The 14,816-nt window shown below is 70.2% G+C and carries 12 protein-coding genes; 5 read left to right on the plus strand and 7 right to left on the minus strand.

The genetic code is table 11. The features are described 5' to 3' along the window. Positions 1–20: 20 nt before the first annotated feature. The 4 genes from LHA26_RS17070 to LHA26_RS17085 all read right to left on the minus strand — a co-directional run bounded on the left by LHA26_RS17070 (position 21) and on the right by LHA26_RS17085 (position 6,904). Positions 21–2,471 carry a TonB-dependent receptor gene (locus LHA26_RS17070; protein ID WP_252168705.1) on the minus strand — a complete coding sequence of 817 codons (2,451 nt, stop codon included), beginning with the start codon at positions 2,469–2,471 and terminating at the stop codon, positions 21–23. 150 nt (positions 2,472–2,621) lie between these two features. Beyond that, positions 2,622–5,276, minus strand: a complete 2,655-nt coding sequence (locus LHA26_RS17075) for a TonB-dependent receptor (protein ID WP_252168706.1) — start codon at positions 5,274–5,276, stop codon at positions 2,622–2,624. Between the two features lie 139 nt (positions 5,277–5,415). Further along, positions 5,416–6,318: a FecR family protein gene (locus LHA26_RS17080; RefSeq protein WP_252168707.1), complete on the minus strand. Its 903-nt coding sequence runs from the start codon at positions 6,316–6,318 to the stop codon at positions 5,416–5,418. 40 nt (positions 6,319–6,358) lie between these two features. Then, on the minus strand, positions 6,359–6,904 hold the full coding sequence (locus LHA26_RS17085) for an RNA polymerase sigma factor (RefSeq protein ID WP_252168708.1): 546 nt from the start codon (positions 6,902–6,904) through the stop codon (positions 6,359–6,361). Between the two features lie 137 nt (positions 6,905–7,041). Between LHA26_RS17085 and LHA26_RS17090 the strand changes: the two genes are divergently transcribed. Beyond that, positions 7,042–8,067 carry a glycosyltransferase family 2 protein gene (locus LHA26_RS17090; protein ID WP_252168709.1) on the plus strand — a complete coding sequence of 342 codons (1,026 nt, stop codon included), beginning with the start codon at positions 7,042–7,044 and terminating at the stop codon, positions 8,065–8,067. On the opposite strand, the gene LHA26_RS17095 is transcribed toward LHA26_RS17090, so the two are convergent. Genes LHA26_RS17095 through LHA26_RS17105 form a run of 3 tightly spaced genes read right to left on the minus strand, consistent with a single transcriptional unit; the run spans position 7,957 to position 10,326 of the window. Further along, positions 7,957–8,535, minus strand: a complete 579-nt coding sequence (locus LHA26_RS17095) for a class I SAM-dependent DNA methyltransferase (protein WP_252168710.1) — start codon at positions 8,533–8,535, stop codon at positions 7,957–7,959. The two genes, LHA26_RS17090 and LHA26_RS17095, sit on opposite strands and share 111 nt — an antisense overlap. Beyond that, the gene (locus LHA26_RS17100; protein ID WP_252168711.1) at positions 8,525–9,274 is read right to left on the minus strand and encodes a PIG-L deacetylase family protein; all 750 of its coding nucleotides are present in this window, start codon (positions 9,272–9,274) and stop codon (positions 8,525–8,527) included. The genes LHA26_RS17095 and LHA26_RS17100 overlap by 11 nt, the downstream gene beginning before the upstream one ends. Next, entirely contained in the window at positions 9,268–10,326 is a 1,059-nt protein-coding gene (locus LHA26_RS17105; RefSeq protein WP_252168712.1) for an acyl-CoA dehydrogenase family protein, read from the minus strand. Before LHA26_RS17105 ends, LHA26_RS17100 begins: the two co-directional genes overlap by 7 nt. A gap of 237 nt (positions 10,327–10,563) precedes the next feature. Here LHA26_RS17105 and tssB point away from each other — a divergent pair, with 237 nt between their 5' ends. The 4 genes from tssB (at position 10,564) to LHA26_RS17125 (ending at position 14,715) form a co-directional block, all read left to right on the plus strand. Then, on the plus strand, positions 10,564–11,094 hold the full coding sequence (gene tssB / locus LHA26_RS17110; protein WP_252168713.1) for a type VI secretion system contractile sheath small subunit: 531 nt from the start codon (positions 10,564–10,566) through the stop codon (positions 11,092–11,094). A gap of 25 nt (positions 11,095–11,119) precedes the next feature. Next, on the plus strand, positions 11,120–12,613 hold the full coding sequence (gene tssC, locus LHA26_RS17115) for a type VI secretion system contractile sheath large subunit (RefSeq protein ID WP_252168714.1): 1,494 nt from the start codon (positions 11,120–11,122) through the stop codon (positions 12,611–12,613). Between the two features lie 50 nt (positions 12,614–12,663). After that, positions 12,664–13,152 carry an Hcp family type VI secretion system effector gene (locus LHA26_RS17120; RefSeq protein WP_252168715.1) on the plus strand — a complete coding sequence of 163 codons (489 nt, stop codon included), beginning with the start codon at positions 12,664–12,666 and terminating at the stop codon, positions 13,150–13,152. An 81-nt stretch (positions 13,153–13,233) separates the two neighbouring features. Further along, positions 13,234–14,715: a hypothetical protein gene (locus tag LHA26_RS17125; RefSeq protein WP_252168716.1), complete on the plus strand. Its 1,482-nt coding sequence runs from the start codon at positions 13,234–13,236 to the stop codon at positions 14,713–14,715. Positions 14,716–14,816: the final 101 nt, after the last annotated feature.

Raw genomic sequence — 14,816 nt, forward strand, 5'->3', positions numbered from 1 at the left:
GCCCGGCCGGCGGAACCGGATCAGAATTTATAGGCGGCGGTGATGGTGGCGTGGCGGCCGAAGATCGGACGCCCCAGGAAATAGCCATTGGCATTGGCCGCGCCGCTGGTGCGGATATTGCCTTCGGTGAGCGCAAGCGTGTTGGTGACATTCTCGACCGTCGCCTGGATCGAGAAACGGTCGTTGAGATCGATCGCCGCGCCCAGGTCGAGCGTGTCATATTTGCCGAGCTGCTGCTGGTTCTCGATGTCCGCATAGCGGTTGCCGACATGGGTATAGGTGCCGAACAGCCGCGCCTGGCCCCACTCCGTCCGGAAGGTGTAGGAGGGGATCACCGCGATTAGGAATTTGGGCTGGCGGTTCACGTTATTGCCGGTGTTGGCACCGAAATCCTTGAACTTGCCGTTCTGGATCACGCCGCGCGTGGCGATCTGCAGCCCCTGGACCGGCCGCACCGCGCCCTCGAACTCGAGCCCGTAGGCGCGCGAGCCGCCGAAGCGGACGACATTGGCGCCGTTGATGATGTCCTGGAAGATGAGGTTGCGGAAGCGGTTGTAGAAGCCGGTGAGGAACACGTCGTAGAAGCGGGTCGAGGTTTTGAGACCCACTTCATATTGGCGCGCCTTTTGCGGCTTGATGTTCTGCAGCGCGGTGGCGTTGCCGCGCAGATCGTCGAACTGCGGCAGCAGCGCCCCCTGGTTGGCGCGTAGAAAGCCGTTGAGCTGGTTGGTGAAGGCGTAATCGGCACCCGCCGTCCAGCTGACCTGCGTCTTGGCGTAGCGCGCCGCGCCATAGGTGCCGTTCAGATAGGTGGCGCCATTATTGTAGGCCGTCAGCGGATTGCCATCGAGATCGCCGGTGCTGAGATTCTCCAGCACGCCCTTCAGCTTGACGCGCTCCACGCGGACGCCGCCATCCAGCCGCAGCTGGCCGATCTTCCATTCGTCGCTGACATAGCCGGCGATATTGTCGCTCTTGTACGCATTGTTGACGGCATAGGTGGCGCCGCTGGTGAAGCCGTTGCGCGTCAGCTGCGTGCCATCGGCAAGGCTGGCGTTCAGCACGCGCGCCTGCGGCTCGAGCGCGAGCAGCACATTGTTGCCGAGATACCAGATGTCGTGGTCCTTCACATGGGCGTAATAGCCGCCCAGCGTGAGGGTATTGCCCGTGAAGATCTCCTTCGAGAGCTTAAGCTCGTCGGTGAAGCTCTCGATATGCTTCTCGACCGACCAGATGCCCGCCTGGATGGTCTGCTGATCGCCGGTCAGCGCCGCGCCGCTATCGGCATAGGTGACGCTGCCCGGTCGGCCGTTCAGATATTGCGCCACGGTCTGCGGATTGCTGCCGGTGAAGAGCGCGCTGGTATTGGCCTGGCCCTTGGTGAAGTTGACATTGTTCTGCACCTGGAAGGCGCCGAAATCATAATTGAAGGTGCTGCCCACCGTGTAGATGCGCGCGCCGCGGCCGTTGGAGAGATCGATCTGCTTCTTCTGCGTCGGCCCGCCATTCACGCTCGGGCCGGTCTCGATCTGGGTGACCTCGATCTCCTTGCCGACCAGCGTGTCGAACCGCGCGTCGAAGCCGGGCAGGGTGCGGAACTTGCCGCTGCCATCCTCGATCAGCGGCATCGGCGTGTAGAAGGCGTTCTTGTCGTCGAGATAGCGGCCATAGACGGTGAGCTTGCCCGCATCGAAGCGGTGCGTGACGCTGCCCGTGATCTGGCCGCCGAGATCGCCGGTGAAGCCGGTGTGGCGCAGCCCGTCCGAATAGCGGTAGAAGCCGCCGATCATATAGCTGGTGTCGCCGCTGATCGGCCCCTGGGCGACGAAATCGCCGCGATACATGCCCTCGGTGCCATAGGTGGCGCGCAGCGACAGGTGCGGATCGGCGGTGCCTTCCTTGAGGATGAAGTTGGAGGTGGCGCCGGGCTGGCCGTTGGAGAAGATGGGGCTCGGGCCGCCGCGCAGCACCTCCACCCGCTCGACCGTATCGTCGATACGGAACAGCGAGCTGTCCTCGAGGAAGGAGAGCGAGGAGGGGGCGAAGATCGGCGAGCCGTTCATCTCGACGGTGAGGAAGGGCGCGTCGCCGGTGGAGGGGAAGCCGCGGATGAAGACGTTGGCGCCCACCGAGCCGCCCGATGTCTCGACCCACACGCCCGGCACGATCTTGAGCAGATCGGCGGTGGAAATGGGGGCGACGTCGCGGATCTGCTGGGCCGAGGCGGTGGAAATGGAATAGCTCGCATCGAGCTTGCGCAGACCCTCGCGATTGGCGTTGCCGGTGACGACGATCTCCTGCGCCTGTTGCGGGCCGGCATCGGCGGCGGGCGCCTCGGCGACGGGCGGCGGGGCGGTGCCGGCGGCCGTGGCGGCATCCGGTGTGGCGGGCGCCTGGGCCAACGCGGCGCCACTGAGCGCGGTGGCCGCCAACAGCGTCGCGGTGGCGAGGGTCAAGGTCGTGCGGGACATGGGCTTACTCCAAGGAATGAGGATGATGCATCGGGCATGCGCGGTCCCGGCCCGGCGCGGCGGTGCCGCGCGGGATCGGGGCAGCGAGGGAAGGGGGCGGCGCCCGCTCAGGGCGGGCTGCGCGGCGGAGGCCTTTGGCTGGTCACGGCATCAGAACCGGTAGCGGGCGCTGAACTCGGCCGCGCGGCCGAGGATCGGGCGGCCGAAGATCGCGCCGCTCGCCTGCGCGCCGAGCGCGCGCGGGTTGGCCTCGGTCAGCCCGATCGTGTCGAGCAGATTGTCCGCGACGATCTGAAGCCGGAACCGGGCGCTGAGATCCAGCGTCAGCGCCGCGTCCCATTGGATGAAGCGCGGCAGCAGCTGGGCATTCTGCACGTCGGAGAAGCGATCGCCCATGAAGCGGACGGTGGTGGAGAGGCGCGCCTGCACGGATCGGATCCGGAGATCATAGGCGGGCTCGATCCGCCATTGCCAGCGCGGCTGGCGCTGCACGCGGTTGCCGCTGAGATCGGTCTGACCGGCATCGGTGTAGAAGCGATGATAGCGGGCATCGAGCCAGCTGCCCGAGACGTTGATCGACAAGCCGGCGAGCGGACGCGCCACGCCTTCCAGTTCCAGCCCCGTGGCGCGCGCGCCGCCGATCGAGGCGAGCGGTGCGCCGGCGGTGATGACGGTGGTGGCGAGCCCGTCGAACCGGTTGTGGAACAGGGTGGCGACAAGGCTGAGCGGCGCGGTGGTGAGCGTCACCCCGCCCTCGATCGTATCGATCCTGGGCGCCACGCGGATGCCGTCGCGCAGATTGTCGAAAAAGGGAAAGCTATGGCCGCGGCTGTAGCGCACAAAGCCGCCGAGCGCGGCGCTCGCCGCATAATGCGCGCCCGCCGTCCACGACCAGGCGCCTCCGCGATAGCGCACCGGCGTGGTGGTTCCGGTCAGCCGGGCATCGCCATTGTCGTAGAGGGTGAGCGGATCGCCGTCCGGCCCGGCGGGGCCGCTGGCGCCATTGTCGGCGATGCGGCCATCGACCGCGTGGTGCTGGTAGCGCAGCCCGCCATCGAGGCGGAGCCGCGTGTCGACGCGGATTTCCTCGACCGCGTAGAAGGCGGCGTCGTCGGCGGTGTAGCGCGCATCGACCAGGAAGTTGGCGCCGCTGGTAAAGCCGTCCCGCGTCACGATCCGGCCATCGGCGAGCACCATATCGAGCCGGCGCGCCTGGGGCGTGGCGGTCAGCAGCAGCGTGTTGCCGATCGTCCAGCGATCGCGCGAGCGGCTGCGCGCCGCATAGAGTCCGATCGTCGCCTTGCTCGCGCCCGCCAGCCATTCGAGCGAGGCGTCGTTGACCAGCGCCGAGATCCGCTTGGAGACCAGCCAGACACCCGCTTCCACCACGGGCTGGCTGAAGGCCACGGGCTGATTGTCGTTGGCGGTGCGCAGCGTGGCGATCTGCCCGCCCAGCCGCGCGGCGAACGCTTCGGCGCTCTGTGGCGGCTCGGCGGCGGAGACGAGGCCGGTGGTATCGGCATGGCCCGCGAGCAGGCTGAGCTTGTCGCGCAGCGTCAGCCCCGCGCCGAGCGGCTGGTCCCAATTGCCGCCGAGATGGACGAGCCGCGCGCCTCGACCATCATCGAGATCGTAGCGCGTCCCGTCGTTGAGCGTGCCGCGTCGCGTATCGGGCCCGGCGAGCGTGCCCGTGCCCGCGCTGAAGCCGGGATAGGCGGTGATGCGCCGGCCCTGCTGCACCACCGGAATGGGGAGCAGCCACTGGCTGCGATCATCCAGATAGCGCGCGAAGAGCAGCAGCGTGCCGTCGCCGCCCAGGCGCCGGCGCAGATTGCCGCTGATCTGGCCGCCGCGGTCCACCGTATAGCCGGGCGAGCGGATGCCCGTGCCCGCGCCATAATAGCCGCCCAGCATGAAGCGCGTTTGCGCATCGAGCGGGCCGCTCACATAGCCGTCCCATTTGCGATCGCCGAAGCTGGTGACCGAAAGCTTGGCATCGCCCGCCAGCGTCGCGCCGCCCTCGCGCTGCACGATGTTGACCGTCACGCCGGGCTGGCCGGAGGAGAAGAGCGCGCCGGTGCCGCCGCGCACCGCCTCGACCCGCTCGACCGTCTCGTCGATCCGCACGAGCTGCGAATTTTCGAGGAAGGAGAGCGTCGCGGGCGGGAAGAAAGGGACGCCCTCCTCCTGGAAGGTGACATATTCCGCGTCGCCACCCGAAGGATAGCCGCGCACGAAGATGTTGGCGCCATTCTTGCCGCCCGATGTCTCCACCGTCAGGCCGGGCACCAGCGCCAGAATATCCGCCGGGCTGTTGGGCGCGAGCCGGCCGATCCGGTCCGCGCCGATCCGCGTCACCGCGAAGGCGGCGTCCTGCTGGCGGGCGCCGCCGCCGCCCGGCGTGCCGACGACCACGATATCTTCCATGTCGCGCACCGTCGGCGGGGCGGGGGGCGGCGCGGGCGGGGCGGCCGGGCGCACCGGCGCCGCCTTAGACGCGGGCATGGCGTCGCGCTCCAGAAGATAGGCGCCGCCCGCCGCGCGCCGGGCATGGAAGCCCGTCTCGGCGAGCAGCCGGTCCAGCGCGGCGTCGGGCGTCATCCTGCCCGTCACCGGCCGCGCCGTGCGTCCGCGCACCTCGGCCGGCGCGAACAGCAGTTGCCGCCCGCTCTGCCGCGCATAGAGGGAGAGCGCATCCGCCAGAGTGAGACGCGGGATCGCGAAGCGCAGCGGCGGTTCGGCGCGGGCCGGCGGAGTGGTGCAGCAGAGAAGGAGCGCCAGCGTCCACAGACGCGGCGGCGGCATGCGCCATGTCACCCTCCTTCTCCCAGGCGAGCCCGTCGTGCGCGGACCCTTCAGGGGGAGAGACGCGCCCGCGTCCGAAATCCGAACCTCTCCGTCACATTTTTTTTCGACCAAGGCCCAGCCCCCGCCGCGCCCCCGCCTAGCGCGAGGCGAGGACGATGGCGTCGGGGCTATCCTGTTTCACGCGGACCGGAAAGCCCGCCACGAGCGCATCGACGAAGGCGGGACCTTCCGCCGTGCGGAACGAGCCCGACAGGCGCAGCCGGGCCGCCGCCGGATCCGCCAGCCGGATCGGTCGATGGCGATAGCGGTTGAACTCGGCCACCGCCTCGGCAAGCGGCACGTCCTCGAACTGGAGCAGGCCCTGGCGCCAGCCGGTCAGCGGAACGAGGTTGCGCGGCCGCGCCACGATCGCCTCGTCGGCGCGGGTGAGCAGCATTTGCCCGGTGCCGATCCGCGTGCCGTCGATGGTGAGGCCGCCGTCCACCGCCAGCGCGCGCAATCCGGCGGGATCGGTGCGGATGTCGAACGCGCCAGGGTCCACGCTCAGCGTGCGGCCGCCGGCCGAGACGATCAAGGGCTCGGCGCCCGGCCGCACCTCGAACCAGCCCTGCCCGTCGAGCGCGACGCTGCGCCGTCCGCCCTGATAGCGGACCGACAGCCGGCTCGCGGTATCGAGCGTGATGCGCGATCCGTCCGGCAGCGTCACCGCCGCGCGCTCGCCGATGCCGGTCCGCACGCTGCGGGTGAAGGCGGGCGGCTCGGGCGGGCGCGCGATCCGCTCGATCGTCCAGGCGGCGAGCGGGCCGCCGGCGAGCAGCAACGCCCCGGCGGCGAGCGCCAGGCGCCGGCGCGGCGGCCGCGCCAGCGCCGCGCGCGCGACCGCCTCGTGGCGGAGCGCGAGCAAAGCCGGCGCCGGCGCGCATTGCTGCGCCGCCTCGCGGGCCGCCTGGGCGCGCGCAAAGGCTTCGGCATGGGCGGGGCTGGAAGCCCGCCACGCCGCGCAGGCGCGCGCGGTGGCGGCGTGCGGCGCGTCGCGCATCCGCTCGACCCAGCCGGCCGCCTCGATCAGGATGGGATCCTCAGCGATGGCGCCACGCCTCCAACGCCTCGGTCACCCGCGCCAGCGCCTTGGCCTGGTGCTTCTCCGCCGCGCGGGTGGAAATGCCCAGGGCGCGCGCCACGTCCGCCATCTTCATGCCCTCCAGCACGCGCAGGACGAAAATGTCGCGCGTCCGCTCGGGAAGCGTGCGCAGCACCGCCTCCAGCCGTGCCGCCGCCTCCCTTCCCTCCAAGACGCGATCGGGCGGCAAATCCGAACCGGGCAGCGAATCGTCGAGGATCGGATCGTGCAGGCCGACGCCGCGCACCATCTCGCGCCGGGCGCGATCCTTCAGCACATTGGCGGCGGTGACGAAGAGGAAATGCTCCGGCTTCTCGATCGCGCCCGGGTCCGGCATGCGGCTGAGGCGGAGGAACACATCCTGCACGAGATCGGGCACATCGGCGCCGCGCGCGGTACGACGCTCGAAGAAGCGGCGCAGCGGCGCGGCATAGGCACGCGCCAGCCCGGCGAGCACGCGCCGCCGTTCCGCCTCTCCCTCCTCCCCCGATGCGTGCGCCTGCACAGCGGCCATCCCCATTGTCTGCCGAGATGGTAGCGGAGCGGGGGCGGGAAAGGGAAGCCCCGCGGCGGGGGATCGCCGGTCGCACCCTCCGATGCGGATCAAGGAACGCCTGCAACATAGGATAGTTGGCAGAGGCGATGCTCCACGCCCTGCGCCGCGATCGCGCCATCGCCATCGCCATTCCCGCCATGAACGAGGAGGCGTGGCTGCCCGCCTGTCTCGCCGCGCTCGATCGGGCGGCGGCGCGGGTGGCGGCGCCGGTCACGCTCTACGTCTTCGCCAATGGATGCACCGATGGCACGGTGGCGCTGCTGGAGCGCACCCGACTGCGCCATGCGCGGCTGCGCTGGGCGGCGGCGTCGCTGCGGCCGGGCGCGCGCCATGCCGGCTGGGCGCGGCGGCTGGCGCTGGATGCGGCGGCGGATCTGCTCCAGGCGCCCGGCGATGTGCTCGCCTCCACCGATGCCGATACGATCGTGGCGGAGGATTGGCTGCTCCGCACGCTCGCCCATTTCGAGGCGGGATGCGATGCGGTGGCCGGCCGCGCCTTCACCCGACGCGCGGAGCGCGCCGCTCTGGGCGCGCAGGCGGCGCACCGGCTGACGATGCTGGGCCGCTATGGCACCGCGCTGGATTGGCTGCGCGCGGACCGGGCGCCCGATCCGCGCGATCCCTGGCCGCGCCATTTCTACGAGGGCGGCGCCAGCATGGCGCTGCACCTCGCCATGTATCGCCGGATCGGCGGCGCGCCGACGCCGCCCGTGGCCGAGGATCGCGCGCTGTTCGCGGCGGTGCGGCGGCAGGGCGGCCGGATCCGCCATCCGCTGGATGTGCGCGTCTTCACCTCCAGCCGCCCGGTCGGGCGCGCGCGGCACGGCATGGCGGATACGGTGGCGCGCTGGATCAGCCAGCCCGCCTATGCGCCGCTCCACGAGACCTATGGCTTTCCGCTGGCGCTGGAGCCGGATCGCGCGCGGCCGGGCGACCGGCTCAGCTTCCGGACCTTGCCGGCCGCGATCGCGGCGGCGGGGGCGATGATCCGCGCGCGCCGCTCAGCGACGGCGCCACAGGTCGAGCCGATACCGCTCCCGCCGCTCCTGGCGGAGCACGGCGATGCGCGGCCCGAGCCGGCGGTGGAGGGCGGTGACTGCCTCGTCGCCTGATTGCGGATAATCCGTCTCGCCGGTCCAATGGACCAGCAGCAGCAGCCCGTCGGGCCGCAGCGCCGCGCCGATATAGTCCGCCATCCGCGCGAGATCGGCCGCGTCCCAATAATAGAGCACTTCGGAGAGGAGGATGGCGTCGAACGCGCCGGGCGGCGGCGCTTCGGGCAGGCGCCGTGCCTCGAGCGTCACCTGCGGCAGGGCGGCGCAGCGGCGCCGCGCGGCGGCGAGCGCGGTCTCCGAGACATCCACCCCCAGCAGCCGATCGCAGCGCGGCGCCAGCCTCTGGGTCAACACGCCGATCGCACAGCCCACCTCCAGCACCGAACCCAGCCGGGGCGGGAGAACGGCAAGCGTATGGGCGTATTTGTCATGCTCATAGGCGCTGGTCTCGAACTGCCAGGGATCGCCCTGCTCACGGTACAGCGCCTCGAACCAGCCGGAGTCGATGGACTGTTCACGACGCATCTCGGGGCTCCAGCAGCAGCGCATAGGGAAGATCGACCAGCGCGCGCATCGTCCGTGGCAGGACGAAGGCCTCGCGCGCGCCGTGGATTCGGCCACCCAGCTGCGAGCGGTGGCAGGCGAGCGCGCGACGCGCGCGGCCGCGCCAGCGGGCGACGGGCAGAGCCAGCGCGCGCGTGCGCGCCAGCCGTGCGTCCAGATCGGGGCGGGTCCAGCCCCATACCGCGTAGAAGCGCGGTACGACCCCGAGCGCGGCCGCCACATCCGCGGCGATGCGGGCCGCCGCCGCATGATCGCAATGGGGATCGCCGCTCCAGCTCGCCACCACCTGGCGGAGGCGCCGCCGCCGGCACAGTGCGACGAGGCGGGCCACCGTGTTCCGATAGACGTCCGTATCGGGGGCAGGGGGCGCCGCATCGCGCCAGCCGAGCCACAGCGGCGGGACGGCGAGGCCGAGCACGCGCAGCGCCGCGCCCGCCTCGCCCGCGCGCGCGGCGGCGATACGCGCCGGGCTCCAGCCGGGCGCGCCGACATGGCTGGCCGCGCCATCGGTGAGGAAGGCGGCGGCGACGCGCGCGCCCGCGTCGCTGAGCGCCGCGATCAGCCCGCCCGCGCCCAGCGTCTCGTCGTCGGGATGCGGCGCGAGGATCAGCCAGCCGCCCGCGCGCGCGGCCTCAGCGGCGGAGAGCGGCCGCGCGCGGCGCAGCACGCGGCCCCAGGCGGCGCGATCGGGCCTCACCACCAGCCGTCCTCGCCCCAGTTATCCGCCTCCAGCCATGCGATGGCGGCGCGGTCGCGCGCCTGATCGGGCACGGGCTGGCGCAGATAGAGGCCGAGATCGCGCGTGATGCGATCGATCCGGCTCGATTCGAAGAAGGCGGCGGTGCCAACCCCGCGCGCCGCGCCCTCCATCGTCTGAAGCGCAGCCTCCTCGACCAGGCCGCGCGTCATCAGCACATGCGCGATCGCCTCGGGCCGCGCCGCCTCCGCCAGCATCGCCGCCTGCGCCACCCACAGGCCGGCCGATCGCGTGGCCACCACGGCAGCGGCGAAGCGCCGCCGGTGGAGCGGGTCTTCCGCCTTGCCGCTGGCGCGCAGATGATCGCGCCAGTGCCGCAGCAGCGCCTCGACCGCGCCGAGCTGGACCGCCGTGAAGCGCCACGCCCCCGCCGAGAAGCGCGGCTCGCGCTCATAGTCGCCCGGCGCGCCGATCAGCGCCGTATCGTCCAGCACCATGCCCGAGAAGTCGAACAGGCCGCTCTGCGTGCCGCGCATGCCGCGCACGCGCCAGCCGCTGCTGTCCGCACGCGCCGCCGCGCCGCCGATATCGACCAGGACCAGCTGGCGGCCGCCGTCCGGCCGGCGCGCGGTGATGAGCGCGCGATCGAGATGGCCGGCGCCGGTGGCGAAGCTTTTGGCGCCCGCCAGCCGCCAGCCGCCGGGCGCGGGCGTGATCGTCACGCCGGGCGCGGGCTCGGTGTTCCAGATGCCGAAGCCGGCGCCTTGCGCGAGATCCTGCGTCAGCCGTGCGCGCTGGCGCGCGTCGCCATAGGCCTCGATCAGCTGGATGGCGTTGACATGGCCCTCGAAAACCCGGCCGAGGCTGAGATCGGCGCCGCCGATCAGTCGCAGCACCGCGCACAGCTGCCGCGTCGCCTCGGCATCGTCCAGCACGCGGAATGCGTCCCACGCCCCCGCCGCCTCGAGCGCACGCAGCCGCTCGGTCGGGAAGGATTCATCGTCATTGCCCGCATCCCAGCGCGCGGCGAGCGCGCGGACGCGGGGTATCAGCATGGCATCGCCCGATGCCCGCGCCGCCCTATGCACCGGCCAATCTCCCCCTAACATAGGACAGGAGCGCGCGGCCCTCGGCGCTGGTTCCCGAGGGGAGCGCCGAGACGCGCCGCGTGACAATCGTAACCCGGCGCGCCGGGGCTGAAACCATGCTGAAGCCCGGCACCACCACAAGGCCTGCACGACCGCAGGCGGACCCCGACCCGGACCGGTTCCGCCCAGGAAAGGGCCAAGCACATGGTATCGGCGAAAGGCGGACAGCGCTTCATCAAGGAAAATCGGGCGCCGCGTGTCCATATTGAATATGAGGTGGAAACCTATGGTTCCCGCCAGAAGATCGAGATCCCCTTCGTCATGGGGGTGATGTCGGACCTTTCGGGCAAGAGCCTGGTCGAGAAGAAGCCGCACGAGGAGCGCGATTTTCTCGAGTTCGACATGGACAATTTCGAGGAGCGGATGGAGCGGATCGCGCCGCGCGCCGCCTTCACCGTGGAGAACAGCCTGACCGGCGAGGGGCGGCTCGGCATCGATCTGAGCTTCCGCACGCTCGAGGATTTCAACCCCGGCCAGGTGGCGCGCGCGGTGCCGGCGCTCGCCGCGCTGCTGGACGCGCGCGAGCAGCTCAACGATCTCATGCTCTACATGGACGGCAAGGCCGGCGCGCAGGAATTGCTGGATCGCGTGCTGAAGGATCCCGCGCTGATGCAGGCGCTCGCCGCCACCCGCCCCGCGTCCGAAACGGATGCGTCCGACCCGGCCGAGCGCTGACGCGCCCCCGCCCCGGAGACAGAGAATGGCTCAAGACACTTTCCAGCCCGCGACGGCCGAAACCGCCGCCTCCACGGTCGAGCTGGATGATTTCACGCTGCTGCTCCAGAAGCAGTTTAAGCCCGGCAGCGAGGCCAAGCGCGCGCGCATCGAACAGGCGGTGCAGACGCTGGCGCATCAGGCGCTCGCCGATGCCGCCGTCATCGGCGAGGATGTGTTCCTCACCGTCGACGCGCTCAAGGCCGCGATCGATCGCAAACTCACCGAGCAGATCAACCGCATCATCCACCATCCCGAATTCCAGGCGCTGGAATCGGCGTGGCGCGGGCTCTGGTATCTGGTCGGCAACACCTCGACGGGCAAGGATCTAAAGATCCGGGTGCTCAACATCTCCAAGGAGGAGACGCGCCGGCAGCTGCGCCAGTATCGCGACGCCGCCTGGGATCAGAGCCCCCTGTTCAAGCGCATCTACGAGGCGGAGTTCGGCCAGCTCGGGGGCCAGCCCTATGGCGCCATCGTGTGCGACTATTATTTCGATCATAGCGGCCCCGATATCGAGGTGATGAAGGGCCTGGCGAAGATCGGCGCGGCGGCGCACTGCCCGGTGCTCGCCGCCGCCGGACCGCGCCTGATCGGCATGGACAGCTGGCGCGAGCTTTCCAACCCGCGCGACATCGCCAAGCAGTTCGACGCGACGGACTATATGGCCTGGCGCTCGTTCCGCGCCTCGAACGACAGCCGCTATCTGGCGCTCACCCTGCCGCGCTTCCTGGGCCGGCCGCTCTATGGCGCGGCGACCGATCCGGTGCCCGAATTCGCCTTCGAGGAAGAGGTGGCGGGCGATCACGACCAGTATCTCTGGCTCAACGCCGCCTATGCGCTGGCGGTGCGCATCACCGAGGCCTTCAAGACCTATGGCTGGTGCACGCGCATCCGCGGCGTGGAATCGGGCGGCACGGTCGAGGATCTGCCGACCGCGCTCTTCCCCACCGACGAGGGCGGCGTGGACGCCAAATGCCCGACCGAGATCGCGATTTCGGATCGTCGCGAGGCGGAGCTGTCCAAGGCGGGGCTGATGGCGCTGGTGCATCGCAAGAACACCGATCACGCCACCTTCATCGGCGCGCAGACGCTGCACCAGCCCAAGGCCTATGAGGATGCCGACGCGACCGCCAGCGCCAGCCTCTCGGCGCGGCTGCCCTATATCTTCGCCAGCTGCCGCTTCGCCCATTATCTGAAGTGCATGGTGCGCGACTGGATAGGCTCCTCGCGCGAGGCGCCGCAGCTTCAGGCGGATCTGCAAAGCTGGATCATGCAATATGTGGATGTCCAGCCGGACTTCTCGACCGAGGAGACCAAGGCGCGCAAGCCGCTGAAGCAGGCCGCGGTGGAAGTGATCCCCGATCCGGAAAATCCCGGCTTCTATCGCGGGCTGTTCCGGATGATCCCCCATTATCAGCTCGAAGGCATGGACGTGTCGCTGAGCATGGTCTCGCGGCTGCCGCGCGCCGAGAAGTAATTCAGCCCGTCCTTCCCGAACTTTCTATCCTTTGTTGAGCGGAGTGCATCATGGCCGTCGATATGTTCCTGAAGCTTGAAGGCGTGAATGGTGAATCGGAAGATGCCAAGCACAGCAAAGAAATCGATATCATCGGCTGGAGCTGGGGCATGAGCAACACCGGCACCGCCCATCTCGGCGGCGGCGCCGGCACCGGCAAGGCCAATTTCCAGGATCTGTCGGTCACCAAGTTCGTCGATCTGGCGAGCACGCCGATCCTGCTGAGCTGCGCCCAGGGCAAGCATTTCTCCACGGCGACGCTGACGGTGCGCAAGGCCGGCGGCGACAATCCGCTGGAATATCTCGTCATCACCATGACCGAGGTAATGGTGAGCAATGTCCAGCACGGCGGCAGCAGCGGCGACGAGCGGACCACCGAGGTCGTCTCGCTCAATTTCGAGAAGATCGACGTCAAATATACCGAACAGTCGAAGACCGGCAGCTCGGGCGGCGGCAGCCCCGATTTCAAGTGGGACATTCTGAAGAACCAGGCGGCCTGAGCCGCGGCCGCGCCCGGCCGCCCCGCCCGCGGGGCGTCGGCGGCCGGCGGCTGACCCGCGACCCTCATGCCCCGGAGACCGATGATGGCCAGCGCGGTGCCGTTCATCCTGTTCGAAAGCAGCCTGGGTCGGATCGTTCGCAGCATGCAGCCCGAGGGCCTGCACGCCTCGCTCAACGATATTCCGATCGTCTTCGAGGTCACCATGGCGGCGCCGCTGCGCCAGCGCTTCCGCCAGAGCCCCGTGCTCAACAATGATGTCCAGCTGAAGCTCGCCGCCGCCATACGCGACGTGATCCAGCGCGAGATCTTCCCGTTCATCAACGATAACAGCCGCGCCGATCCGGCCCTGCGGGCGCGTGTGGCAGGCGTGTTCCAGCGCGCCACGCCGCGCCTTCAGGCGATCGTGGTCGAGGCGCTTGGCGGCGCGCTGCGCGGCAGCGCCGCCTGGCGCGACTATCGCCTGGACAGCGGCAAGGAAATCGCGCGCATCGGCCTGACGCTCACCTTCGTCGCGGTCGCCGCCGGGCTGGCGCCGCCCACCTCGGGCGTGTCGATCGCGTTTCTCATCGTCAGCCTGGTGCGCGGCCTGACCGACGCGACCAAGAAGTTCAGCGAGGCCTATCGCACCGCGGAGGAAAGCCGCGCGCGGCTGCTGGCCGAGATCCAGCGGCTGCGCGCCGCCTATGCCAAGGGCCAAACGACCGGCCGCGCCGCGCAGCTGGGCGGGGCGCTGGCCCATGCCCTCACGCTCGGCAAGATGGCGGCCAGCTTCAACAGCGATCCGCTGCCGGGCTTCACGCGGATCAAGACCGAGCTGAACGCTTATAAGGGCAAGCTCGGCCATCTCAACGCGCGCGCCGAGCAGCTTGGCCGCCGGCTCTACGAACTGCTCGATCTGATCGAGCAATATGAGGCGGAGCAGGGCGACGCGGGCCAGCGGCCGCGCCTCGCCCGGCTGCGGCGCGATGTCACGGGCCTGCTGGAAGATGGCGTGCGATCGCCCGGCTTTCGCGGCCGCGCCACCATTTCCGGCGCCTGGACCCGCTGCCAGACGGGGCTGGCCGAGCTGGCCCTTGTGGAAAATCAGTTCAAGGCGCTCAAGGCGCTCGAAACCCGCGAGGGCGCGATCGTCCGGGCCGATCGCGTGGTGACGCTGCTCACCAATCTCGCGGTCACGCTCGCGGGCTATAACGCGCCGCTCGGGCTTCAGGATCGATCGGGCGCGGCGATCGAGGCGGCGTTGAAGCTGGCGCCCGGCCATCCCGGCCCGGCGGCGGGCGGCACCGCGCTCGGCTTGGGTTTCATGCGCCAGTTCATGAGCCTGTTCAAGGACAGCCACGCGCTCGCCAAGGAGCTGGGCCTGGTCGGCAAGAAGCCCGATGCGGCGGACCAGCTGCTGGCCGAGCTGGAAGCGGAGTTCCGCCGCCCGCCCGCGCCCGAGGCGGCGCCGCGCCTGCCCAATCTCAGCTTTCCCGCCGCGCTCGAGATCGTCGTGCCCGGCGCGCCGCCGATCCGGATGCCGCCGCCCACGCGGCCGCCGCCGCCGGTGCCGACTTCATGACAATGGTAACGCGCCGCGCCGCTCCTGAAACCATGCCGCAGCGGCGCCCGCCTAGGCCGGGGGCGGCGGCGCTTGGCCGCGCGGACAGCGAGAGGATCAGC

Origin of the sequence: Sphingomonas morindae (assembly GCF_023822065.1) — a bacterium.
Lineage (GTDB): Bacteria > Pseudomonadota > Alphaproteobacteria > Sphingomonadales > Sphingomonadaceae > Solisphingomonas > Solisphingomonas morindae.

Excerpts from the sequence above, each read along its gene's own strand:
- LHA26_RS17070 (WP_252168705.1), bottom strand. The coding sequence starts at position 2,471 with ATGTCCCGCACGACCTTGACCCTCGCCACCGCGACGCTGTTGGCGGCC.
- LHA26_RS17075 (WP_252168706.1), bottom strand. The coding sequence starts at position 5,276 with ATGCCGCCGCCGCGTCTGTGGACGCTGGCGCTCCTTCTCTGCTGCACC.
- LHA26_RS17080 (WP_252168707.1), bottom strand. The coding sequence starts at position 6,318 with ATGCGCGACGCGCCGCACGCCGCCACCGCGCGCGCCTGCGCGGCGTGG.
- LHA26_RS17090 (WP_252168709.1), top strand. The coding sequence starts at position 7,042 with ATGCTCCACGCCCTGCGCCGCGATCGCGCCATCGCCATCGCCATTCCC.
- LHA26_RS17095 (WP_252168710.1), bottom strand. The coding sequence starts at position 8,535 with ATGCGTCGTGAACAGTCCATCGACTCCGGCTGGTTCGAGGCGCTGTAC.
- LHA26_RS17105 (WP_252168712.1), bottom strand. The coding sequence starts at position 10,326 with ATGCTGATACCCCGCGTCCGCGCGCTCGCCGCGCGCTGGGATGCGGGC.
- tssB (WP_252168713.1), top strand. The coding sequence starts at position 10,564 with ATGGTATCGGCGAAAGGCGGACAGCGCTTCATCAAGGAAAATCGGGCG.
- tssC (WP_252168714.1), top strand. The coding sequence starts at position 11,120 with ATGGCTCAAGACACTTTCCAGCCCGCGACGGCCGAAACCGCCGCCTCC.
- LHA26_RS17120 (WP_252168715.1), top strand. The coding sequence starts at position 12,664 with ATGGCCGTCGATATGTTCCTGAAGCTTGAAGGCGTGAATGGTGAATCG.
- LHA26_RS17125 (WP_252168716.1), top strand. The coding sequence starts at position 13,234 with ATGATGGCCAGCGCGGTGCCGTTCATCCTGTTCGAAAGCAGCCTGGGT.